General features: G+C 67.9%; 21 protein-coding genes. 11 read left to right on the forward strand and 10 right to left on the reverse strand.

Going from position 1 to position 21,742, the window contains the following annotated elements; translation table 11 throughout:
• From LuPra_RS21105 to LuPra_RS21115, 3 genes are read right to left on the reverse strand one after another with little or no spacing between them, the layout of a single operon-like run.
• Positions 1–534: a DUF4390 domain-containing protein gene (locus tag LuPra_RS21105; protein WP_110172580.1), complete on the reverse strand. Its 534-nt coding sequence runs from the start codon at positions 532–534 to the stop codon at positions 1–3.
• 2 nt (positions 535–536) lie between these two features.
• Positions 537–995: a transcriptional regulator NrdR gene (gene nrdR / locus LuPra_RS21110; RefSeq protein ID WP_110172581.1), complete on the reverse strand. Its 459-nt coding sequence runs from the start codon at positions 993–995 to the stop codon at positions 537–539.
• Entirely contained in the window at positions 992–2,044 is a 1,053-nt protein-coding gene (locus LuPra_RS21115) for a lysylphosphatidylglycerol synthase transmembrane domain-containing protein (RefSeq protein ID WP_110172582.1), read from the reverse strand. The genes nrdR and LuPra_RS21115 overlap by 4 nt, the downstream gene beginning before the upstream one ends.
• A gap of 53 nt (positions 2,045–2,097) precedes the next feature.
• Between LuPra_RS21115 and LuPra_RS21120 the strand changes: the two genes are divergently transcribed.
• The gene (locus LuPra_RS21120; RefSeq protein WP_110172583.1) at positions 2,098–3,240 is read left to right on the forward strand and encodes a DUF4097 family beta strand repeat-containing protein; all 1,143 of its coding nucleotides are present in this window, start codon (positions 2,098–2,100) and stop codon (positions 3,238–3,240) included.
• Between the two features lie 77 nt (positions 3,241–3,317).
• On the opposite strand, the gene LuPra_RS21125 is transcribed toward LuPra_RS21120, so the two are convergent.
• Entirely contained in the window at positions 3,318–6,479 is a 3,162-nt protein-coding gene (locus tag LuPra_RS21125; protein ID WP_162271460.1) for a TonB-dependent receptor, read from the reverse strand.
• Between the two features lie 207 nt (positions 6,480–6,686).
• On the opposite strand from LuPra_RS21125, the gene LuPra_RS21130 reads away from it, so the two are divergent.
• From LuPra_RS21130 to groL, 4 genes are all read left to right on the forward strand, one after another.
• Positions 6,687–7,595 carry a phosphoribosylaminoimidazolesuccinocarboxamide synthase gene (locus tag LuPra_RS21130; protein ID WP_110172585.1) on the forward strand — a complete coding sequence of 303 codons (909 nt, stop codon included), beginning with the start codon at positions 6,687–6,689 and terminating at the stop codon, positions 7,593–7,595.
• A gap of 18 nt (positions 7,596–7,613) precedes the next feature.
• A complete protein-coding gene (locus LuPra_RS21135; protein ID WP_234800958.1) occupies positions 7,614–7,817 on the forward strand; it encodes a helix-turn-helix domain-containing protein in 204 nt (67 codons plus the stop codon).
• Positions 7,818–8,152: 335 nt separating this feature from the next.
• The gene (gene groES / locus LuPra_RS21140) at positions 8,153–8,440 is read left to right on the forward strand and encodes a co-chaperone GroES (protein WP_110172587.1); all 288 of its coding nucleotides are present in this window, start codon (positions 8,153–8,155) and stop codon (positions 8,438–8,440) included.
• A gap of 16 nt (positions 8,441–8,456) precedes the next feature.
• Positions 8,457–10,082: a chaperonin GroEL gene (gene groL / locus LuPra_RS21145; RefSeq protein WP_110172588.1), complete on the forward strand. Its 1,626-nt coding sequence runs from the start codon at positions 8,457–8,459 to the stop codon at positions 10,080–10,082.
• 302 nt (positions 10,083–10,384) lie between these two features.
• Here the strand turns inward: groL and LuPra_RS21150 are convergent, their stop codons facing one another.
• Entirely contained in the window at positions 10,385–11,299 is a 915-nt protein-coding gene (locus tag LuPra_RS21150; protein ID WP_157899498.1) for an energy transducer TonB, read from the reverse strand.
• Between the two features lie 175 nt (positions 11,300–11,474).
• The gene (locus tag LuPra_RS21155) at positions 11,475–12,365 is read right to left on the reverse strand and encodes a VWA domain-containing protein (protein ID WP_157899499.1); all 891 of its coding nucleotides are present in this window, start codon (positions 12,363–12,365) and stop codon (positions 11,475–11,477) included.
• A 30-nt stretch (positions 12,366–12,395) separates the two neighbouring features.
• Between LuPra_RS21155 and tatA the strand changes: the two genes are divergently transcribed.
• Positions 12,396–12,569: a twin-arginine translocase TatA/TatE family subunit gene (gene tatA, locus LuPra_RS21160; RefSeq protein WP_110174806.1), complete on the forward strand. Its 174-nt coding sequence runs from the start codon at positions 12,396–12,398 to the stop codon at positions 12,567–12,569.
• A gap of 3 nt (positions 12,570–12,572) precedes the next feature.
• Here tatA and selB read toward each other — a convergent pair whose 3' ends face one another.
• Positions 12,573–14,462 (reverse strand): selenocysteine-specific translation elongation factor, encoded by a 1,890-nt coding sequence (selB, locus tag LuPra_RS21165; RefSeq protein ID WP_110172591.1) that lies wholly within the window; start codon positions 14,460–14,462, stop codon positions 12,573–12,575.
• Entirely contained in the window at positions 14,459–16,723 is a 2,265-nt protein-coding gene (gene rnr, locus LuPra_RS21170) for a ribonuclease R (RefSeq protein WP_110172592.1), read from the reverse strand. The genes selB and rnr overlap by 4 nt, the downstream gene beginning before the upstream one ends.
• A gap of 70 nt (positions 16,724–16,793) precedes the next feature.
• Between rnr and LuPra_RS21175 the strand changes: the two genes are divergently transcribed.
• The 5 genes from LuPra_RS21175 (at position 16,794) to LuPra_RS21195 (ending at position 19,956) form a co-directional block, all read left to right on the forward strand.
• Complete coding sequence (locus LuPra_RS21175; RefSeq protein WP_157899500.1) at positions 16,794–17,378, forward strand: RNA polymerase sigma factor; 585 nt, start codon at positions 16,794–16,796, stop codon at positions 17,376–17,378.
• Positions 17,379–17,411: 33 nt separating this feature from the next.
• Complete coding sequence (locus LuPra_RS21180) at positions 17,412–18,041, forward strand: hypothetical protein (protein ID WP_110172594.1); 630 nt, start codon at positions 17,412–17,414, stop codon at positions 18,039–18,041.
• Complete coding sequence (locus LuPra_RS21185; protein WP_110172595.1) at positions 18,038–18,721, forward strand: hypothetical protein; 684 nt, start codon at positions 18,038–18,040, stop codon at positions 18,719–18,721. Before LuPra_RS21180 ends, LuPra_RS21185 begins: the two co-directional genes overlap by 4 nt.
• Positions 18,722–19,043: 322 nt before the next feature.
• Positions 19,044–19,463, forward strand: coding sequence for a low affinity iron permease family protein (locus LuPra_RS21190; protein WP_110174807.1), 420 nt, complete (start codon positions 19,044–19,046; stop codon positions 19,461–19,463).
• A gap of 43 nt (positions 19,464–19,506) precedes the next feature.
• Positions 19,507–19,956: a hypothetical protein gene (locus tag LuPra_RS21195; RefSeq protein ID WP_110172596.1), complete on the forward strand. Its 450-nt coding sequence runs from the start codon at positions 19,507–19,509 to the stop codon at positions 19,954–19,956.
• Positions 19,957–20,165: 209 nt separating this feature from the next.
• On the opposite strand, the gene LuPra_RS21200 is transcribed toward LuPra_RS21195, so the two are convergent.
• Together LuPra_RS21200 and LuPra_RS32165 are read right to left on the reverse strand one after the other, a co-directional pair.
• Complete coding sequence (locus LuPra_RS21200; protein ID WP_157899501.1) at positions 20,166–21,470, reverse strand: glycerate kinase type-2 family protein; 1,305 nt, start codon at positions 21,468–21,470, stop codon at positions 20,166–20,168.
• A complete protein-coding gene (locus LuPra_RS32165; RefSeq protein ID WP_157899502.1) occupies positions 21,467–21,721 on the reverse strand; it encodes a hypothetical protein in 255 nt (84 codons plus the stop codon). The genes LuPra_RS21200 and LuPra_RS32165 overlap by 4 nt, the downstream gene beginning before the upstream one ends.
• Positions 21,722–21,742: the final 21 nt, after the last annotated feature.

A 21,742-nucleotide genomic window follows, 5' to 3' on the forward strand; every position in this document is an offset into this window, starting at 1 on the left:
TCACGGTCGGAAGCGGAAACTCACGCTGCCGAGCACCGAGCCCGGGGTCCACGGCCACGCCCAGCCGAGCATGCGTGGGCGGGTCTGCGCCTTGACGTTGACGTGGTACTCGCCGTCCTCCACGAGCCGATGCGCTGACAGCCGCCGCCCGTGGAACTCGGTGAGCCATTGCAACGCCTTGGCTTCGTCGTCGGTCGTCCGCACTTCCTCGACGCGGCCGTCCTCGATGAAGGTGATCTGGTAGCGGCGCGTGAGGTTGTCGAAGCGGACGACGGCGGACACGCGCATGTACGCGATGGTCCGGTCGAACCACCAGCGCGACGACTGCTGGAGCGTCACGTCGTAAGCAAATGTCGTCGGCAGGCCGCTCTGGATGGCGGCGCGGACGGCTTCGGACACCGCGTCGGTGACCTGGAAGCTCACACGCACTTCGCCATCGTGGAGGGTCGTTTCGACGCGCACGGAGGCGTCGGCCCACGCGGAAGTGGCAAGGCCCAGCACACAGGCCAGCAGCAGCATCGCTCGCAGCCGCATCGTCAGTCCTTCGATTTGATCAGATCCTCGAGCTCGGTCAGGAACTCGCCGATGTCGCGAAAGTGCCGGTAGACGGACGCGAACCGCACGTAGGCGACCTTGTCCAGCTGGCGGAGTTCCGACATGACGTGCTGACCGATCTCGGTGGTGCTGATCTCCTTGTCCGGGCGCTCCTGCAACGCCGCCTCCACGCGGTCGGCGACGGCCTCGAGCGCATTTACGCGGACCGGCCGCTTCTCGCAGGCCTTGAGCAGGCCGGCGATCAGCTTCTGCCGATCGAATCGTTCCCGCCGGCCGTCCTTCTTGACGACCATGTACGGGATTTCGTCCACTCGTTCGTACGACGTGAATCGACGGCCGCACTCCAGGCACTCACGACGCCGGCGGATGACCTCGCCCTCGCGGCTCTCGCGGGAATCTACCACCTTGTCCTGCAGGTGGCCGCAATACGGGCACTTCATCCGGTTTCGCTCCCCTCGAGGGACGCGGTGCCGGGGGGCCCCCCCGTCCTCGTGATGTCCTCGATGCGCCGCAGCGTCAGGCCCTCCCGCGCCACCAGCACCAGCGTCGCGAGCGACACCGGGATGAACGACAAGGCGTGCAGGGCCACGGCGTAGGCGACGGCCCGGTCGTTGTCGGCCGCATACAGCGAGGTCAGGGCCAGGCGCACCGACTCGTGGAAGGCGCCGACCGCGCCCGGCGTGGGCACCGACACCCCCACGGCCATGAACATCATCACCGTAAACGTGCCGGGAAACGGCAGCGACAGCTCGAATGCGCGCGCCATCGCCCACGTGGTCAGCGCGATGGAGAGCCACACCGCCACCGACCAGGCAAAGGCCAACCCGAGCGCGGCGGGCGACCGCAGCACCGCAAAGCCGCGGCCGAAGGCCGCCACGACCTTGATCGCGAGTCGCCCGAATCGCTGCGGCAGGCGCCGGGTGAGGCGCTCGGTCAGTGCGGTCACGCGCTCGGCGTGGCCGGCGAAGACAAACGCCACGGCCAGGCCCGTCAAGGCCGCGCCAGCCGCGACAAGCCCGCCAAACTGAACTGCCCGGAGCATTTGTCCGTCACTGACAGCGAACCGCGTGTCGAGCAATGCCACGCTGAGCGCAAACAGGAGCAGCAGCGTGATGATGTCGAGCGCGCGCTCGAGCACGATCGTCGCAAACGTCGCGGTGGGGTCCAGACCGGTGTTGCGCGCGAGCATGTACGGCCGCACCACCTCGCCGACGCGGCCGGGCAGCATGGCATTGGCGCCAAACCCGATGATCGTGGCACGAAAGGCGGGCCAGAACGGGACGCGACCAGCCGGCAACAACAGGTACTGCCAGCGAAAGGTACGGCTGATGAACGTGGCCGCCGAGGCGAGCAGCGCGATGAGCACGCCCCCTGGGTGCGCATGCGCCAACTCCCTCCCGACGGCCGACAGGTCGGCCTGCCGCAGGAAGAGCGCGATGAGCGCCACGGTGACGAGCAGGATGCTGAGGTGCTTGAGGTAGCCCGTCATTCGCAGGTGGGCTGTACGGCCGGGACTGTACTATAGGTTGGGTTTCCGAGGCTATGGGAAAGCGCGAACTGCTACTGCTGGTGGTCTTCGTGGTTCTGGGCGTGGGCGTCTACCAGGTGTCGGCGCCGGCCGCTCCTGCCGACACTCCGGGTTTCTCGCTGTCGCGGCTGGTGCAGATGGCCAAGGCGCACTTCCACGGCCCGCAGGTCCGGCGGACGGTGACCCGAACCGCGACACTCACCGTGCCCGAGGACACCGACACGCTCGACCTCGGCGAGATCCGCGGCACCGTCGTCGTCGAAGGCACGGACCAGGCCGAGGTCTCGGTACGGCTCGAAGCGATGCTCGGGGGCATGGACGACGCCGACGTCGCACGGCAGGAGAAGGCCGTGCAGCTCGAAATGAAGAGCGACGGCACCACTGCGTCCCTGAGCCTGCAGAGCAGCAATGAGGGGCCCGGCCCCCGCTACGAGATGCGCGGCGGACCTCGTCCCCACTACGAGGTGCGCGTCGAGATGCCGAAGCGGCTCAAGCTCCGCCTGGCCGGTCGTGGCACCGCGGAAGTGAGCGGCATCGCAGGGCTGGAACTGGACGAGTATCGCGGCGAACTCACGACCGAAGCCGTATCCGGACCGATCACCGGCGACATCCGTGACGCGCGAGCCGAATTCGGCGCCGGCGCGATTCTCGACCTGGACACCAAGAACGGACGAATCCGCGCCGAGGGCCCGGCGTCGGTCAACCTGCGCAGCGAGCGCGGGTCGGTCGACATCGTGGATCCGAAGGGCGCCGTCGCCATCAAGACCGATTTCGCGCGGATGGACATCCGGGGCACGGGCGGGCCGGTGACGATCACCGGCGAGGGTGGGGTCATCGATCTGCGAGACGTGGCCCACCCACTCACAATCGAGGCCGACCGCCTGACGGTGTCGGCTGAACTCGCCACACCAGTGGCGACGACGATCACGGTGAGCGATGACACGGTGGACGTCACGCTGCCGCGTCAGGGTGGCGTGCAACTCGAAGCGAGCATCGAGGACGGCGCGCTGCGCCTGCCAGGCGATCTCACGTCCACGAAGAACGACCAGACCGAATCGGTCAGCGCCGCTATCGCCGGCGGCGGCCCGATCGTGAAGATCGTCGTCAAGGGCGGAGAAGTCCGCATCCGGTCGCGCGCGCCGCAGCCGGGCACGTAAGGACAGGAACACAGGACAACAGGAACTCAGGAACTCAGGAGGATAAGTTCCTGCGTTCCTGTGTTGCTTTGCTCCTCCTAGAAGGAGTATCGCGCACTCAGCAACACGGTTCGCTTGCCCCAGTCGTTCGTGTTGGTGCCGAACGCCGTGTTATTCATGCTGTTCACCGGCACGCCGTAGTTGTCCTGGTTGAAGGCGTTGAACAGATCGACCCGGACGAACACGCTGTCGTTCTCGAACGGCAGCGAGAAGCGGCGCCCGAAGCTCAGGTCCCAGTTGTACCAGGCGGGCGCTCGCAGCGTGTTGCGACCGAGGTTGCCGTTGCCGAGGCTGTTGAGCAGCGGCAGGCCGTTGGTCCCGACCGGCACGAGGAACATCCCCGACGTCGTGAACGTGCGCAGGTTCCCGGTATCGGGGTCCGGCGTCAGCGTACCCGCCGGATCGAAGTTGGGTCGATCGCCGCCGGCGCCGTTGCCGTTGGTATCCACGCTCGTGACGATCGTGAAGGGCTGGCCGGACTGGCCGACGTAGGCGCCGGCAACTTGCCAGCCACCCGTCAGCTGCCGGAAGAAGGCGTTGCCTACGCCCGTCGTTTCGTACAGCCAGGTGGCGACAACGCGGTGCGTCCTGTCGAATGCCGACAGGCTCCACTCCGCGTCGATGTTGTTGAAGTCCTGCGGGATCTGCGGCGACCCGCCGGTGATGGTCGCCACGCCGAGCGACTCGTCGTTGTTGGACTCGTTTCGGCTGAACGTGTAGTTGGCGCGGAACTGCAGGCCTTTCGATAGGCGGCGGGTGAAGCTCACGTACGCCGAGTGGTAGTTGCCCTCGGCGGTGGTCGCGATGAGCACCCGTGGGCCGAACTCCGGGAAGACGCGGCGCGCCTGGGCGGTGGGGATCGAGGTTCCGCTGAGCGTCTGGCGGACGGTCGCCGCCTGTGCCTCGGTGAGCACCGCCGGATTGGCCTGCAGCTGGTTGACGCCATTGCGGCTCTGGCTCCCGTTGTAGCCGAACTCGATGCTTGTCGTGCCCGAGAGCTCGCGCGCGAATGACAGCGACCAGTAGTTGCTGCGCGGGTACTGCGCGTCCACCGGGGTGTTGACGTACTGCGCTACCGGGTTGAACACGGCGCTGCCGCCCACGGGCAGTAGGTTCGGGTAGGTGTCAAACACGTTGTCCACGCGCGGGACGACGACACGCGGGTAGTTCGAGGCGTTCACGGTGAGGATGTTGTAGAAGAGGACGTCATACCCGACGCCATAGCCGCCACGAAGGACGCTCTGCCCCTCACTGCCGAACAGGCCGCCGAGAACCCCGCCGTCCGGCCGCGGCGTCCAGGCGAAGCCCACGCGGGGGGCCCAGTTGTTGTTGTCGCGCTGCACCGGTCCGGGCACCAGCGCGCCGAGCGACTCCTGGTCTTCGGCGCCGAAGAAGCCGAGCGGCACCGAGCTGTTCTCGTACCGCAGGCCGAGGTTGAGCGTGAAGTCGGGCGTGAGCTTGAAGTCGTCCTGTGCGAAGAAGTACAGCTGCGTCTGTCGCGCGTCGAAGCTGGCGGTCTGCTGCGCCTGGACGAACGAGATCGCGAAGTTGTTCACGTAGTCCTGCAGGTTGTTGAACGTGTAGGTGCCCTTCGAGTCGAAGGCCGCCTGGTTGTCCAGCTGCAGGTAGCGCAGGTCGCCGCCGAACTTGAGCGAGTGACGGCCCGTCTGCCAGGAGAACACGTCCTGGAACTGGAACGAGTTCTGGATGCGCCCCTGCGGGAAGTTGCTCAACCCGCCGATCGTGAACAGGCTCGTGAGCGTGGTGCTGGGCGTGACCGGGTCGGCCTCCGGGAACGAAAGGTCGCGGCGGATGTACGAGAAGCGGAACTCGTTGAGCTGCCGCGCGCTGAGCACGCGTGTGTGGCTCAACGCGAGGTTGGTGTCCTTGGTGGCCGACTCGGCGGCGAACAGGCTGCCGAACTGCAGGTTGCTCGCGGCGTTCTGCGTGGTCGGACGATCGGAGATGAACCGGCCCGTGATCGTGTCGTTGGACGTCATCGCCCAGTCCACGCGACCGATGGTGTTGTACGCGTCGCGGTCCTGCTGGATCGGCAGGTTCACCTGGCCGATCTCGACGGGTACGCCGTTGACCGGCGTGGTGCGGACGTTGGTAAACGCCGGGTTGCTTGAATACACCTGCTGCAGGAAGCCGATCGAGTTGAGCACCGCCGCGCGGCTGGCTGCGGTCTGGCCCGAACGCAGCGGCACGTTCTGCAGCGTCGCGTAGCCGGACTGCGTGGGAATGTTGGCCGTCGAGCCCGGACCGCCGTCCTCGCGCCGGATGTCGGCCTGGAACAGCCCGAAGAAGAACAGCTTGTTGCGCGCGATTGGACCGCCGATGCCGCCGCCGACCTGGTGGCGCGTGTAGCCGGCCGGATCGTCGAAGCCGGTCCGCTTCTCCACGTTGGTACGCGCGTTGTATTTGCTGTTGGCGTAGTAGTCGAAGACGTCGCCGCGGAACGCGTTGGTGCCCGAACGCGTGATGACGTTGAACTGCGCGCCGGAGCTGCGGCCGTATTCCACGTTGTACGGGTTGGTCTGGACGGCGATCTCCTGCACGGCCTCGGGGACGACGGGCGTCGTCGAGATCGTGACGCTCACGTCGTTGTTGTCCGACCCGTCGATCATGAAGTTGTTGTTGCGGGTGCGCTGGCCGTTGGCCGAGATGCCCTCGGCGCCGGGACCGGACACGACGTTGGGCGAGAGCAGCGCCACGCGGGTGACGTCACGCGTCGGCGAGATCGGGAGCTCCACGACCTGTCGCGCGTTCATGACCACCCCGACCGTCGCATTGGTGCGGTTGATCGCGACACCGGTGGCCTCGGCGACCACCTGCACCGTCTCCTCCAGGCCGCCGACCGTCAGCGCCGGGTTCAGCGTCGCCTCCTGACCGGAGGCGACGCGGATGTCCTTGGTCTCGAAGGTCTTGAACCCCTGGAGTTCGACGCGCACAGTGTAGGGCCCGGGTTCCAGCGCTGGAGCGCGATAGACGCCCGCCTCGTTGGACGTGGTTGTGCGGGCCACGCCGGTTTCTTGATTGGTGAGGGTCACCGTCACGCCCGGCAGCACACCGCCGCCCGCATCGGTGACGGTCCCGGAGATGATCCCGCGAGTCAGCTGCGCAGCGGCCGGCAGGGCCGTGGCGCACAGGGCAAGGCATGCCGCCGCAATGCGGAGGCCCACACGTCGTCTCGACATCATCGCTCCTCACTCCAAGGTAAACACGGGGTATCCCGAGTTTGACGCGCCCAGGTGGAGTTTGGTGATTATGAACGCGCAGTGAGCTGGGACGAATCGGCAACGCCCCGGTGCGCCGGGGTACGAGCCGCTGGCGCGACCGGGGGTGTCGGGCCACAGGGAATCGCGCTATCCTGTCGAGCCGTCCGTTCGGGAAGGTACCATCCAGTGTCCGCGTCCCCACTCCTCTCCACTCCGGCCATCGGCCTGCCGCTCCTCAGGCGCGGCAAGGTTCGCGACGTCTTCGAGGCCGGGGACGACCAGCTGCTGATCGTCGCCACGGACCGCATTTCCGCGTTCGATCACGTACTGGGATCGGGCATCCCGGACAAGGGCCGGATCCTCACGCAGCTGTCGGCATTCTGGTTCGGGCGTCTCGGTGAGGTGACGCCCCACCACGTGCTGTCGACCGATGTCGCCGACTTCCCCGCCGCCACGCGCTCGGCCGCGGCGGATTTGGCCGGCCGCTCGATGCTGGTGCGCCGGACCCGGCCGCTGCCGGTGGAATGCGTTGCGCGCGGCTATCTCGAGGGCTCGGGCTGGAAGGACTACCAGGCGACGGGCACGCTGTGCGGACACCACCTGCCGGCAGGCCTGCGGCAGTGCGATCAGCTACCGGCCCCGCTGTTCACGCCAGCCACGAAGGCAGAGTCCGGGCATGACGAGAACATCACCGAAGCGCAGGCCGCGGCCGTCCTCGGCCCGGACGTTTTCAGCCAGGTGAAGGCGCTCACGCTGGCGCTCTACACGGCAGGCGCGGCGCATGCCGCCGCACGCGGCATCCTGGTGGCCGACACGAAGTTCGAGTTCGGGCTCGTCGACCAGAATGGCACGGCACGGGTGATTCTCATCGACGAGGTCCTGACGCCGGACTCGTCTCGCTTCTGGCCAGCGGACCAGTACGCGCCGGGCGGCCCCCAGCCCAGCTTCGACAAGCAGTTCGTCCGCGAGTACCTCGAGCGGATCGCGTGGAACAAGCAGCCGCCGGTCCCGTCGCTGCCAGACGATGTAGTCGCGCGTACGCGCGACAAGTACCTGGACGCCTTTCGTCGCCTGACCGGCGCCGATCTCGCCTGATCGAGCCTGCCCGTGGCCATGCATCGCGACCTCGAGCGGCTCGTTGCCGAAATGGTGGAGAACGGCATCCACTACGGCGACGCCGTGCGCGAATTCGAGCGCCGTTTCCTCGAGGTGGCGCTGCGGCGGACCGACGGCAGCATCACCCGCTGCGCCGCCCTGACCGGCCTGCACCGCAACACCCTGACGCGCAAGATCGCCGAACACGGGCTCAAGGGGTAACTGGCGATGCGTCGGCCTGAGGTCGACGCCTACGGCCGGCCATCGGCAGTGTCTCCGGACGGCCTTCGGCCTTCGGAAACGCGCCCCGCCAGGCCATCCGGCAGGTCAGCCAGCGGGCGTCGTCACACGGCAAGAGGGTGGCTGTTGACGAAGGCCCAGGGCCGAATGCCGAAGGCCGAGGTGGTTTGGCACTCTCCCCCCTTGACTGCCAACACGGACGGTCTATACTTGGCAGTCGTCCACACCGACTGCCAAGTCGCTGTGGGCATCCGGAACTCTTTCGGGGCGGGCGCCGCGTGCGCCCGACGTCACGTCTCATCAGGAGTGGACCAACCATGAACCTCCGACCTCTCCACGATCGGCTCATCGTCGAACGTATCGAAGAAGGGGAGCAGCAAGTCAACGGGATCATCATCCCGGACTCTGCCAAGGAAAAGCCGCAGCAAGGCAAGGTCGTCGCTGTCGGCAACGGCAAGGTGAAGGACGACGGCAAGGTCACCCCCCTCGACGTCAAGGCGGGCGACACCATTCTCTTCGGCAAGTACTCGGGCCAGGAGATCAAGGTCGAGGGCCGCGAGTACCTGATCATGCGTGAGGATGAAGTCCTCGCGGTGATGGCGTAAGGGGAGCGAGAAAACCATGGCAAAGCAGATCGTCTACGGTGCGGAATCGCGGCAAGCGATCCTCCGCGGTGTGAACCACCTCGCCGATGCGGTGAAGGTCACGCTCGGCCCCAAGGGCCGCAACGTCGTCCTCGACAAGAAGTTCGGCTCGCCCACGATCACCAAGGACGGCGTCACCGTCGCCAAGGAGATCGAGCTGAAGGATCCGCTCGAGAACATGGGCGCGCAGATGGTGCGTGAGGTCGCGAGCAAGACCAGCGACATCGCCGGCGACGGCACCACCACCGCGACCGTGCTCGCGCAGGCCATCTACCGCGAGGGCGCCAAGAACGTCGTGGCCGGCGCCAACCCGATGGAGGTCAAGCGCGGCATCGACAAGGCCGTCGAGGTCGTCATCGAGCAGCTCAAGTCGTTCGCCAAGCCGGTGAGCGGCAACGCGATCGCCCAGGTCGGCACCATCTCGGCCAACAGCGACAGCACGATCGGCACGATCATCGCGGAAGCGATGGAGAAGGTCGGCAAGGACGGCGTCATCACCGTCGAAGAAGCCAAGTCCATGGAGACCTCGCTCGAGGTCGTCGAGGGCATGCAGTTCGATCGCGGCTACCTCTCGCCGTACTTCGTGACCGACCCGGACCGCATGGAAGTGGTCCTCGAGAACCCGGTCATCCTGATCCACGAGAAGAAGATTTCGTCGATGAAGGATCTCCTGCCGGTGCTCGAGCAGGTGGCCCGTGGCGGCCGTCCGCTGCTGATCATCGCCGAGGACATCGAGGGTGAGGCCCTGGCCACGCTCGTGGTCAACAAGCTGCGTGGCACGCTGCAGGCGGCGGCCGTCAAGGCGCCGGGCTTCGGTGATCGCCGCAAGGCGATGCTCGAGGACATCGCAATCCTCACGGGCGGCCGCGCGTTGACCGAGGACCTCGGCATCAAGCTCGAGAACGTCAAGCTCGAGGATCTGGGCCGCGCCAAGAAGGTCACGATCGACAAGGACAACACGACGATCGTCGAGGGCGGCGGCGTGTCCGGGGCCATCGAGGGCCGCGTCAAGCAGATCCGCACGCAGGTCGAGGACACCTCCTCGGACTACGACCGCGAGAAGCTGCAGGAGCGCCTCGCCAAGCTCGTCGGCGGCGTGGCGGTCATCAAGGTCGGTGCGGCCACCGAGACCGAGATGAAGGAGAAGAAGGCGCGCGTCGAGGACGCAATGCACGCGACCAAGGCGGCTGTCGAAGAGGGCATCGTGCCCGGCGGCGGCGTGGCCCTGATTCGCGCGGGCAAGGCCCTCGAGAGCCTCAAGCTCGACACGCACGACCAGCAGGTCGGCGTCAACATCATCAAGCGCGCCATCGAAGAGCCGATGCGCTGGATCGCGACCAACGCGGGCCAGGAAGGCACGATCATCGTGCAGCGCGTCAAGGAGAACGACACGGTGGAGTACGGCTACAACGCCGCCGCCGAGAAGTTCGAGGACCTGATCGCGGCCGGCGTCATCGACCCGGTCAAGGTGGTCCGCACGGCGCTGGTGAACGCGGCCTCGATCGCGGGCCTGCTGCTCACCACCGAAGCGATGGTGTGCGACATCCCCGAAGAGAAGAAGAACGAGCCGATGCCCCCGGGCGGCGGCGGCGGGATGTACTAAACACCGAACACCGGTAGGGCCGGGCTGTCCCAGCCGGCCGTCGCCGGGTACCGGGCACCGGGCCGGGTACACACAGAAAGGGCCCCGTGAGAGCAATCTCGCGGGGCCCTTTTCTTTCGTGACGAGGACGGAGGAGAGAGGAGTGAGGACGGAGGTCAGGTGCGAGGGACCAGGTGCGAGGTGCGAAGGGCGCGGTCCGAAGTGCGACGACGGCCCTCGTACCTCTGGCCTCCGTCCTACCTCGATCCTCCGTCCTCTTTCCTCCGTCCTCCGTCCTCCGTCCTCTTTCCTCCGTCCTCTTCCTATCTGAGGCTGAACTCCATCTCCACCACGATGATGGTGGGGACGGCAGCGCCCTGGCGCATGCCTGGCCGGAAGCGCCACAGGCGCATGGCCTTCATCGCTTCCTCGTCGAGGCCGAACGTGCGGTCGAGGGAACGGGCGACCTTGATGTCGCCGGGACGCCCGTCGGGCATCACCACGACCTCGAGCCACACCTTGCCCTGGATCTTGGCGCGCATCGCCTCGGTCGTGTACTGCGGCTTCACCTGGGACACGAGTGTCGGTGACGAGACCCCGGAGCCCGGACGATAGGCGCCACCGCCTGTGCCGCCGCCGGAGCCCGGGCCGAGGCCGCTGCCCTGCCCCGGGCCGACACCCGTGCCCGTGCCCGTGCCTGCGCCGCCACCACTGCCACTGCCCTGCGAGGTCCCGCTCGGCACGGCCGTCCGGTCGATGACGCCGGCCACCGCCACCTCGCCAGACGCCAGGCTCTGCACCGGGATGTTCATCTGCGGCACCGGTGGCGGCTCGACGTCCTTGGGCGGTTCCTTCGGCGGCGTGACGTTCACCTTCGGCGCCACCGGCACCGTCATGCGGTCCTTGCCCGGAAGTTCGGCCTGCCGAGGCGGATCGGGGCTCCTGTTGCCGCCGCCACCGCCGCCACCGCCGGGGCCCGGTTCGGCCAGGAATACGAGTTCGTAATTGGGCGGGGGCGGCTTGACCTCGTCGGTCTGGCCAGCGGGGACCGCCCGGATGCCAAGCAGGAGCAGCAGGCCGAATGCGACGTGCGACAGCAGCGACACGACCGCCGCGCCCCCCGATCTCTGCCCGCCCTGGCCAAATTCGAGATTGATCGTCGGATGTTCGCCAAGAGGCAGGATGACGGACCCGTGTGAGTTCGGCTCCTGTGAGGTGGCGGCAGTTGCTTCAGACATATCCGGACGATTGCGTGAGAACGCGTTCATTCTGTCAGTACTCTTGCGCTACCCGCAACTCGAGCGTGGCCCGGCTGACCCGGAAGGCCCGCCGCGCAGCCAACTGGAAGGCTGCTCCGCGGCGGGAACGAGGGCACTCGAGGGTTAGACGCCACGAGGCCGGTATCTGGCCGACTCAACGAGCCAAATACCCCGCCCGGGCGCGCACATGATGCTTCTGCCGCGCGACCCGGACCTCGATGCGGCGGTATTGGCCGCTCACGACCGGGCGCAACGGCTGGTACCCGAGCAGGTACTGATGCCGCAATTCGACGGCAATGCGGCGCAGGACACCCGGCAGGTCCGCCAGTCGTTTCACCCGATACGCCTGGCCGCCGGTGGTCACCGCGAGTTGCGCGAGCACCTCGGGCACCTTGCCCTGCAGGACCACCGGGTAGGCGAGCACGTCGCTCGCCCGCACCCGCGCCAGCACGTCGCTGGCGCTGCGCCGGCTGCCCCGTTCGAGGCCATCCGACACGATCACGAGCGCCCGGCGCCCCGGGGCCGGCTCGATGGCGTCGAAGGCCGTGACCACCGCGTCGTGCAACGCGGTGGATCCCCACGGATCAAGGGCCTGCAGCGCAATATCGACGGCCCGTCGGTCGTTGGTGAGCGGCACCGGGACGTCCACCTCGGACCCAATCGCCACAAGCATCGCCCGATCCTGGTCGCCGAGTTCGAGCAGGAGTTCCCGCCCACCACGTTTGGCGGCCTCGAGCTGGCCCGTGGCCATGCTGAAGCTGCGGTCCACGGCGAGCGCGATCGACACGGGCTGTTCGCCGTCGGCGAAGGTGGTGACCTGCTGCGCCACCCCGTCCTCGAGGACGGTGAACTCCCCTCTTGCGACGTCGGTCACGAACCGGCCCTCGCCGTCGGTGACCGTGGCGTAGACCTCGACCAGTTCGGCACGGGCGGTGAACTGCTGCGCGGCCACCGACGGGATGCCGTGACGGGCATTGACGCTCGTGAACGCCAGCAGCGCCAGTCCAGCCAGGACCCCGGCGCGTTGGGCGAATGGTAGAATCACGCGGAGTAGGTGTTTGCCAAGGAGTTCTTCATGATCGCGCTGGGCCTCGGGCCACTCGGTATCCCCGAACTGATCATCATCCTGTTCATCATCGTGCTGATCTTCGGGGCCACGCGCCTGCCGGAAATCGGGCGCGGTATCGGCAAGGGCATCCGCAATTTCAAGGAAGCCACGAAGGAAGGCGCGTCCGGCAAGGACGAGTAGCCGTCAGGTCCCCGTCAGCACGCGCGCCTCTCCCTCCCGACGGGTCACGCGCGTGCGGTCGAGCCATTCGAGCAGCGGGATCGCGGCGCGCCGCGTCAACCCGTATCGCTCTTTGAACCACCCCACCTCGATGCGCGCGGGCACCTCACCGGTGCCGGCCAGCCGCCGTAGCTCATCCGTCAGCCCCTTCAGCCGTGACGCCGACACACAGAGGTCCCCGAGACGCTCCACCTCGCGGGTCTTCACCAGGCGCGCAAGCATCGTCGCGGTCCCCTTGCGATCGATGCCAGGCAGGGCGGCCTCGAGTTCCGGCAACGACAAACCTTGCAGCGCTGCGGCCTCGATCAACGCGAGCACGCGTGTCTCGAGGGGGTCTCGACCGGCCGGAGCCGCCGCGACCCGGGCGATCCGATCGTCGCCCGCGACGACGCCCTCGCGCACCAGTCGCGACAACACCAGATCGACGAGTTCCGGTCTCCAGCGCCGCCCCGCCGCCACGCGCAGTGAGGCTCGCGGAATCCCGGCCTGGAGAGGATCGGACGCATGCGCCGTGTCGATAATCTTCAGCAGGGTGGCGCGCATCTCCGGCATCACGTCGGCATCGACCCAGTAGCTGCCGAGCGACACCAACTGGCCGCGAGCCTCGAGCTCCCGTATCACCTGGTGCGTCGTCGCCGGAGGCAGGCCGCATCGCGCCGGTAACTCGGCCTCTGGACACCCGAACGTGCCGCGTTCACGCACGCGCGAGAGGACGAGCGCGGCCGAATCCTCGTGCGGAGTGCCGGCCCGGTGCAGCATCCGCGGCGGCGGTAACGGATCGGTCACGCATGCGCCACCGATCGTCGTCACTGGTGAGTAGGAACGGAGCACGAGGCGATCGCCACGCCGTGGGGGCAGGGGCGCCTCCAGGCGGAGCAGCGCGGCGCCGCCCTCACCCGGCGCCAGGACGCGGACCTCGCCCGTGGCCTCCCGACCAGGAAGGATCAGCCGGCCCAGCACGACGGAGGTGCCGAGGTGGACGTGCACGCGGGTGCCGTGCTTCTGGGCCGGTGCGTCCGGCAGGATCTCGACGTCCACGGCCATCCGCCGTGTCGACAACGCGACGCCGTCCCCGAGCAGCACATGTCCGCGCTCGACCTGCTCGAGCGCGACGCTCGCGAGGTTCACCGCGACGCGCTGCCCGGCGTCGGCGCGCGCCGCGGGCGCGCCGTGCACCTGAAGGCCGCGCACCCGCACCGCCTGCCCCGCGGGCCAGAGGGTGAGCTCCGTCTCGAGCTCGATCGATCCGCTCCACAGCGTGCCGGTGACGACGGTGCCGAACCCCTTGACGGTGAACGCCCGGTCGATTGGCAGTCGCGCGGGCACGTCGGACCGGCGAAGCCGCCGCGAGTCGCCGCATCGCACCAGTGCCCGCCGCAGGGCCTCGAGGCCCTCCCCGGTCCGCGCCGACACGCGAACGATGGGAGCCGAGGCGAGCGGCGTGCCGGCGACGAGTTCCTGCACGTCAGACTCCGCCACCGCCTGCATCATCTCGTCGGCCAGATCACAGCGCGTCAGTGCGATCACGCCGCTGCGGACGTCCAGCAGCCGACAGATGTCGAAATGTTCGCGCGTCTGCGGCATCACCGACTCGTCGGCCGCGACGACCAGCAGGACGGCATCGATGCCGCCAACTCCCGCGAGCATTGTCCGGACGAAGCGCTCGTGCCCCGGCACGTCCACGAACGACAGCGTGACGTCGCCCACGGTGACGTGCGCGAAGCCGAGCTCGATGCTGATGCCACGTGCCTGCTCCTCTGGCAGGCGATCGGGATTGGTGCCCGTCAGCGCCTGGACCAGCGCGCTCTTGCCGTGATCGATGTGCCCGGCCGTGGCGATGGTCAGGTGCGTCATTTGCGGCTGTTGGTCGCCTTCTTGATCGCCCGTTCGCGCTTGCCCGGCCGGCCCTTGCCCGCCGCGGCCTTGCCGCGCGAACCGGCCTTGCTGGTGCGCGGCCCGCGATTGCGTTCCGACTCGCGGATGCGATCGAGGACCTCGACCACGCCCAGGTCGACCTGCCGGCGGTCCTGATCGACGCGGATCACCTGCACGCGGATGGGATCGCCGAGCCGGAAGACGCGATGCGTGTTCTCGCCGCGCAGTTGATGCACGCGTTCGAGGTACCGGTAGTAGTCGTCGGCGAGGCTCGAGATGTGGACGAGCCCCTCCACGTAGTGCTCCACCAACTGCACGAACAAGCCAAAGGGCGCGACGCCGGTGATGAAGCCTCCGTACTCCTCGCCGACCTTGTCGGCCATGAATCGGACCTTCTTCCACGCGACGAGCTCGTTCTCGGCCTCGTCCGCGCGCCGCTCCATCTCCGACGTGTGTCGCCCGAGCTCCGGCAACTCCTCGACCCGCTCCTCGTACAACGCGTCGGTGAGCTTGCCGTGGCGGAACTCACGGAGGGTCCGATGGACGATCAGGTCCGGGTAGCGGCGGATCGGTGAGGTGAAGTGTGCGTAGGCGTCGGCGGCCAGGCCGAAGTGGCCGAGGCACGACGTGTCGTAGCGCGCCTTCTGCATCGTCCGCAGCATCAGCGTCGCAATCGGCCGTTCCTCCGGCTTGCCGCGCAACTTCTCCACCAGCTTCTGGAAATGGCGCGGCTTCACCGCGCTCATGGGGGCCGCCAGCGTGTACCCGAGCGTGCTGATGAACTCCTCGAACTGCTCCACCTTGAGCAGGTCGGGAGCCTCGTGGATGCGATACAACGTCGGCACGCCATTGGCCTCGAGAAAGGCCGCGACGGTCTCGTTGGCGACGAGCATGAACTCCTCGATCAACCGGTGCGCGATGTTGCGCTCGGCCATCAGGATGTTCTCGATCTGGCCTTCAGCGTCGAGCACGATCTTGGCTTCCGGGAGGTCGAAGTCGATCGATCCACGCCGGTGCCGCCGCTGGTTCAGGATCTCGAACAGCTCGCCCATGCGCTCGAAGTGCGGCACGAGTTCGCGGTAGGTCTCGCGCAGCGCGGCATCGCCGGCCAGGATCGCGTGAACCTCGGTGTAGGTCATGCGCGAACGACTGACGATCACGCCGTCGTGCATCGTGGCGTCGACGACGCGTCCCTTGCCGTCGATCTCCATGACGCACGACTGCACCAGGCGATCGACGTGCGGCCGCAGCGAGCACAGGCCGGTGGCGAGTTCCTCCGGGAACATGTGCACGGCGCGCTCGGGGAAATAGACCGACGTGCTGCGCTCGGCCGCCTCCCGGTCCAGCGCGCTGCCCTCGTGGACGTAGTGCGCCACGTCCGCGATGTGCACCTTCAGCAGGTAGTGGCCATGCTCCAGCCGCTCCACCGACACCGCGTCGTCGAAGTCGCGGGCCGTCTCGCCGTCGATGGTGACGACGACGTCGTTGCGGAAGTCGGTGCGGCCCTCGATGTCCTTCGGGTCGATCTCGACACCCAGCCGCCGGGCTTCGGCGATGCTCTCGTCGGAATGGCGGTCCGGAATACCGTGCTTGCGGATGATGATCCGGGTGTCGACGCCTGGCGCCTCGAGGTCGCCGATGATCTCGATCACGCGCCCGAGCGCTCCACGTCCGTGCACGGGCCACCGGGTGATCTCGATCACCACCATCTGGCCTGGTGTCGCTCCTACATCGTCACCAGCGGGGATCTGCACGTCGATCAGCAGCCGCTTGTCGAACGGCGTGACGTAGAGCAGCCCGTGGTCTTCCTTGTCGAACCGGCCGACGGTGGTCGCGGCCCCGCGCTCGAGGATGCGGACGATGCGGCCTTCGGAGCGCCCGTCACGGCCATGCCGCTCCACGCGCACGAGGACACGGTCGCCGTGCATCGCGTCGTGCAGGTTGTGCCCTGCGACGTAGATGTCCGCGGTGACCTCGTCGATCGGGTGATCGAGCTTCACGAAACCGAAGCCGTTGGGGTGCACCGTGATGCGCCCCGGCGCCAGGTCCATCAGCTCGGGAACGCCGAAATGCCGGCCGCGTGTTTCAATCAGCGCACCGCGGTCGACCAACGCTTTGAGCGCGCGCCGGACGCCGGGAGCCTCCGACTTCTGGAGCTTCAGCGCCCGCATCAACTCCTTCACGGTCGAAGGGTGGGTCACGCGCTCGCGGATGCGGTGCAACAGGTCGTCTGGTGTCATGGCCTCGTCAACTTTCCCAACCCCGGACCCACGCGGTCAGTCTACAGGCTTGGTGACCGACGAGGAGCTCGTGGCCCGCGCACAAGGGGGCATGCCCGACGCATGGGCCGAGCTCGTCCATCGGCACCATGGGGCCGTGTTCCGGACGGCGCACGCAGCCCTCGTGTCGAGCGCCGACGCCGACGACGCAGCGCAGGAGGCGTGGATTGCGGCCTGGAAGGCACTCGGCGAGTTTCGCGGCCGCTCCTCGTTCCGGACGTGGCTCCTGGCCATTGCCTGGCGCAAGGCGCTCGATCGCCGCAGGGGCGTCGCCGGCTGGATGCGGATGCTGCGGATCGAGCGGGGCGAGGACGACGATGGCCGGTCCGTGGAGCTGACCGCGACGGGCATCGACGCGGAGACCACAGCGCTTGACCGCACCGCGCGTGCGCGCCTGAAGACGCTGGTGAAGGGGCTGCCGCGTGCTCACCGCGACGCGCTCCTGCTGGTAGCCACGCAGGAACTGACCTACGCCGAGGCCGCGGCGCTGCTGGACGCGCCCGTCGGTACGGTGAAGTGGCGCGTGAGCGACGCACGGCGGTTGTTGCGGGAGCGGATGCAGCGGCAGGACGCCGGCCTTCGCAAGTCGGCCATCGGCCTTCGCAGGGACACGTAGCCGCCGGACTTTGTCCGGCGGTCTGAAAACAACATGACCGATCACGACGACACGCAACTCGATGCCGCCCTCGAGGCGCTGGCTCGCCAGGACATACCGCCTGACCATGTGGCGCGCGTCCTCGCCCGGACCAGCGCGGAGCAGGCCAATGCGCCTGTCGATGCGCGTGGCGGGCAGGTTCTGGTCTACCTCCGGCCGCGGTGGCTGTTCCCCATCGCCGCAACGGTGCTCGCGGTCCTGGGCGCCACGTGGCAGTTGAATCGGCAGGTGGAGACCTGGCTCCCTGCGGAGACGGCCGGCTCGGAGAGCCGGCCCTACCAGCTCCATGTGTGGGGTGCGCCGGAGGAGATCGTGCAGCCCGTACTGCCGCCGCAAGCGTACTGGGGCATGGATCCCTTCCGCGAGTTCGCGACGCTGCGGTCAGGAACACAGGAACACAGGAACACAGGAACACAGGGGGGGCGTCAGGCAAGCGCGGGCACAGCGCGCAACGGGGCGGCGTGGGTGCCGCCGCCGTCGGACCTGCCACCGATCGATCTTGAATCCATTGTCGCGGCCTCGCTCGACGTCGCGCCTGCCGAACCACTCGAAGTCATTACGCTCGCGGACATCCCGCTGGCGACCATCGTGATCGGCCCGATCACCGAAGAGGAAGATCCGTGAACCCGATTGTCATCGCGCTCTTTGCCACCGCCCTGCTCGCTCCGGACTTCACGCAGGATCAGCCGAACGCGCCGCAGGCGCCACAGGCCGCGCAGCCAGCGCAGCCACGCACACCGCAGCCGGCCCAGGCCCCTCAGGGCGAGGAGCGCGAACGAATGATGCCGCCGCCCCCGCCAGCCGCACCGCCGCCGCCGGGTGAGCGGCGCCCCGCGCCGACACGCAACGTCAAGATCGACGTGACGATTACGGACCAGACCGGATCGGCAGCGCCGATGAAGAAGGTCGTCTCGATCATCCTCGCTGATGGGCGTCCAGGGGGCGTGCGCAGCATGACCAGCGTACCGCTCGTGTGGGGCGGGCCCAATCGCGAACTGCCGCTCAACGTCGACGCCACGGCGATGGTGACGCCCGAACAGAAGGTGCTGCTCGATCTGCGCTTCAACTACGCCAGCGTCAGCGTCATGCCACCCGTGGGCGCTGGCGCCGGCCCGGCGCCAGTGACCGAGGAGGAGAAGGCTCGCGATCGCGACATGACCGCGCCGCGGCCGGCATTTGGCAACATCACCGAGAACCTCGCGGTGCTGCTCTCGCAGAACGTGCCCATCGTCGTCGCACGGTCGGCCGATGCCGCCACCGACCGCACCGTGACCGTCGAGGTGAAGGCGGAGATTCTGAAGTAGGCGGGAATCGGGAATCGGGAATCGGGAATCGGGCACCGGGCACCGGGCGCCGGGAACCGGGAATCGCGGATCGCGACGGTAGGACCTGAGCGGGGATGTAGCCGCCGGACTCCAACGATATTCACCGCCTACGGCCTGCGGGCTGCAGCCTACCCGGACCGCATATCGTGACTACCGGTGGCGCTGGCGTCATAGATACTTGTCAGGCGGTCACCCCCTGGCCTGGCCCGGCGTTCGGAGGCGTCCCGGAAGCAATCAGTAGAATGTCGAGATGAAGGCCGCGGCCGCATCTCGACAACACCAGTCGCACTCCCTCCGCTTGATGCTGGAGCGATTTTCCACGGCGGTGACGCGATGGACGGGAGGGACATCCGCCTTCATGGTTGCCCTGGGCGTCATCGTCGTCTGGGCGGTGACGGGTCCCCTGTTTGCGTTCTCCGACACGTGGCAACTCGTGATCAACACGGGTACGACCATCGTGACCTTCCTGATGGTCTTCCTGATCCAGCGGGCGCAGAACAAGGACAACCGGGCCATTCACCTCAAGCTGAATGAACTGGTCGCAGCCGTCGAAGGCGCCAGCAACCGGTTGATCGACGCCGAAGATTTGACCGAGGACGAGCTGGAGCTGCTGCACCGGTTCTATACCGAGCTGGTCACGCTGTCGAAGAAGGACCGGCACCTGTCGGAATCCCACTCGGTCGAGGAGGCCAGGAGCCGGCATTCGGACAAGCTCGCGTGAGCACGGCGCATCAGGCATCAGGCATCAGGCATTACTCTGTGTCATGACTCGCGCACGTCTCTGGGGGTACTTCGCGGGCACGGCCGCCGTCGCCGCGCTCTTCGGGTTCCTGTTCGGTTGGTACCAGGCGTACCCCGCGCAGCATTCGCGTGATCGGGCGCTGCTCCGACTCAGATTGTCGGAGGCGCGATCCCGCACGCTCGACACCCGCATCGCACTGCTCAGGCGCAACTACGGTGACGCCCGCCAGCACGTCCAGGAGGCGATTCGCCTGCTCGACGTCTTCAAGGCGTCAGGGCAACAGCAGCTGCCCGACACCGAGTCGGCCAAGGTGGATCAGGCGCAGCAACTCCTCAAGGACACGCTTGGCCTGGCGCCGAACGCCACGGCCGCGGCACCCTCGGGCGCACGGCCCGAAGACCAGGCGGAGGCCAAGGCGCTGAATGCGGCGAACCTGTTGGGCGAGGTCTACCGCGCGACGCCGGAACCGTGAAACGGCCTCACTGATCGGCCTTCGGGAGCGGCTGCGCTGTCCGGCCCTCGGCCTTCGATCTACGCCCGGGCGCTTGAATCGTCGCGGCTGCACCTGGAGCGGCGCCCCTCGCGTCGACCTGAAGGTCGACGCCTACTACAGGCCGCAGGACGTAGGCTGCAGCCGGCTTTAGCCAGGCCGTAGGCTGCAGGCTGCAGGCTGTAGCCCTCTCAATATATGAGCGCGATCTGCAGATCCCCGACGTTGGTGTCGGTTGGTCCGGTGCGGATGAGAGTCCCCAGGCGCTTGTGCAACTCGTAGGCGTTGTTGTCGGCAAGCAGCGTCGCGATCGAGAGCCGCTGGGACGTCGCGATCGCGGCAGTGTCGGTGTCGGCCCACGCGCCCGCCGCGTCTGTCGGACCATCGACGCCGTCGGTCCCGACGCTGCTGAGCAGCATCGGCCGCGGCTCCCGCGAGAGCACATCAATCGCACCCGCGACCAACTCCTGGTTGCGACCACCGCGGCCCGTGCCGGTGACGGTCACGGTCGTCTCGCCGCTGCTGATGACGCAGAGCGGCCCCCGACGATCGGCGCCCGCGTCTCGCAGCGTCGTGACATGCGCGACGCCAGCAGCGCGCGCCTCCCCAAGCACTGGTGGGCCAATGACGACGACGTCGTAGCCGCGTCGCCTGGCGTCCTCTGCCGCGCCTGCCATCGCCACGTGCCGCGTGCCGATCAATTCGTAGCGGCTCCGCGCCATCGCTGCGTCTCCCGGCTTGGGTGACTCGCGGGCGTCGCCCGATACCCCACGCTGCAGCCAGGTGCGGACGGATGCGGGCACCGCCTCCTGGGCCGCCATCCGCGAGACGATGCCCCACGCGTCGGCGAATGTGGAGGGATCAGGCACGGTAGGCCCCGAGCCGATCACGCTCGGGTCATCTTCGATCGGCGCGACCACGTCGGAAATCGCCAGCGTGAGCGTCCGTCCGGCACACGCCGCGGCGAGGCGGCCGCCCTTGATGCCCGACAGGTGCTTGCGGACGCAGTTGAGTTCGTCGATGGCGCGGCCGTCGTGCATCAGCGCACGCGTGATCTGCTGCTTCTCGGCCAACGTGACGCCTGGCACGGGACGACACAGCAGCGCCGAGGCGCCGCCGGAGAGGAGCACGATGAGCCGGCCGTCGATGGGCACTGCGCCAGCGGCGGCAAGGGCCGCATCGGCGGCCGCCACGCTCTCGCCGGTCGGCGTGGGATGCCCACCGGTGAACCACTCGACGTCGTCGGGCACACGATGCGCGTCGTGGGTCCCGACGCCGATGGCCCGCCGGGGCAACTCCGGCACGAGTGCGTACCACCGCTCGAGCATGGCAGCCGACGCCTTGCCAGCGGCGATCAGCGTGTAGGGCTGCCCTGCCGAAATGAGCGCGTGCGTACCCTGCAGCGCGCGGCGCAGGAGTGCTGACGCGGACACCGACGCGAGGCCAGCGGCGGTGATGGCGGCAAGGTCGTCGCGGGCGCGCGACGGGAGCGTCAATGGAGGCAGCGGCCGTCCACCCACGCCTGCGGGGCGGTGACGTGACTGAAGTGATCGAGGATGCCGCTGACGACCTGATCGGCGCGGCCCTGGCGGCACAAGAGCTCGAGTTGATCCATCACGCGGTCGAGCGCGAGCTCGACGCAGGCGACCGTGTTCCGGGAGTAACAGTCACGGTGGCTGTCGAGCTGATGGTGACAGCGCTGGAGTTCCTCGCGATAGAACTCCGCGAGCAGGGACACACGACGCATGGAGTCCACGTTGATATTTCT

Source organism: Luteitalea pratensis, assembly GCF_001618865.1.
GTDB classification, from domain to species: Bacteria; Acidobacteriota; Vicinamibacteria; order Vicinamibacterales; family Vicinamibacteraceae; genus Luteitalea; species Luteitalea pratensis.

What these genes read in the sequence shown, in the direction of transcription:
- LuPra_RS21105 (WP_110172580.1), bottom strand. Translation starts at nt 534, where the DNA reads ATGCGGCTGCGAGCGATGCTGCTGCTGGCCTGTGTGCTGGGCCTTGCC.
- nrdR (WP_110172581.1), bottom strand. Translation starts at nt 995, where the DNA reads ATGAAGTGCCCGTATTGCGGCCACCTGCAGGACAAGGTGGTAGATTCC.
- LuPra_RS21115 (WP_110172582.1), bottom strand. Translation starts at nt 2,044, where the DNA reads ATGACGGGCTACCTCAAGCACCTCAGCATCCTGCTCGTCACCGTGGCG.
- LuPra_RS21120 (WP_110172583.1), top strand. Translation starts at nt 2,098, where the DNA reads ATGGGAAAGCGCGAACTGCTACTGCTGGTGGTCTTCGTGGTTCTGGGC.
- LuPra_RS21125 (WP_162271460.1), bottom strand. Translation starts at nt 6,479, where the DNA reads ATGTCGAGACGACGTGTGGGCCTCCGCATTGCGGCGGCATGCCTTGCC.
- LuPra_RS21135 (WP_234800958.1), top strand. Translation starts at nt 7,614, where the DNA reads ATGCATCGCGACCTCGAGCGGCTCGTTGCCGAAATGGTGGAGAACGGC.
- groES (WP_110172587.1), top strand. Translation starts at nt 8,153, where the DNA reads ATGAACCTCCGACCTCTCCACGATCGGCTCATCGTCGAACGTATCGAA.
- groL (WP_110172588.1), top strand. Translation starts at nt 8,457, where the DNA reads ATGGCAAAGCAGATCGTCTACGGTGCGGAATCGCGGCAAGCGATCCTC.
- LuPra_RS21150 (WP_157899498.1), bottom strand. Translation starts at nt 11,299, where the DNA reads ATGTCTGAAGCAACTGCCGCCACCTCACAGGAGCCGAACTCACACGGG.
- tatA (WP_110174806.1), top strand. Translation starts at nt 12,396, where the DNA reads ATGATCGCGCTGGGCCTCGGGCCACTCGGTATCCCCGAACTGATCATC.
- selB (WP_110172591.1), bottom strand. Translation starts at nt 14,462, where the DNA reads ATGACGCACCTGACCATCGCCACGGCCGGGCACATCGATCACGGCAAG.
- rnr (WP_110172592.1), bottom strand. Translation starts at nt 16,723, where the DNA reads ATGACACCAGACGACCTGTTGCACCGCATCCGCGAGCGCGTGACCCAC.
- LuPra_RS21180 (WP_110172594.1), top strand. Translation starts at nt 17,412, where the DNA reads ATGACCGATCACGACGACACGCAACTCGATGCCGCCCTCGAGGCGCTG.
- LuPra_RS21190 (WP_110174807.1), top strand. Translation starts at nt 19,044, where the DNA reads ATGCTGGAGCGATTTTCCACGGCGGTGACGCGATGGACGGGAGGGACA.
- LuPra_RS21195 (WP_110172596.1), top strand. Translation starts at nt 19,507, where the DNA reads ATGACTCGCGCACGTCTCTGGGGGTACTTCGCGGGCACGGCCGCCGTC.
- LuPra_RS32165 (WP_157899502.1), bottom strand. Translation starts at nt 21,721, where the DNA reads ATGCGTCGTGTGTCCCTGCTCGCGGAGTTCTATCGCGAGGAACTCCAG.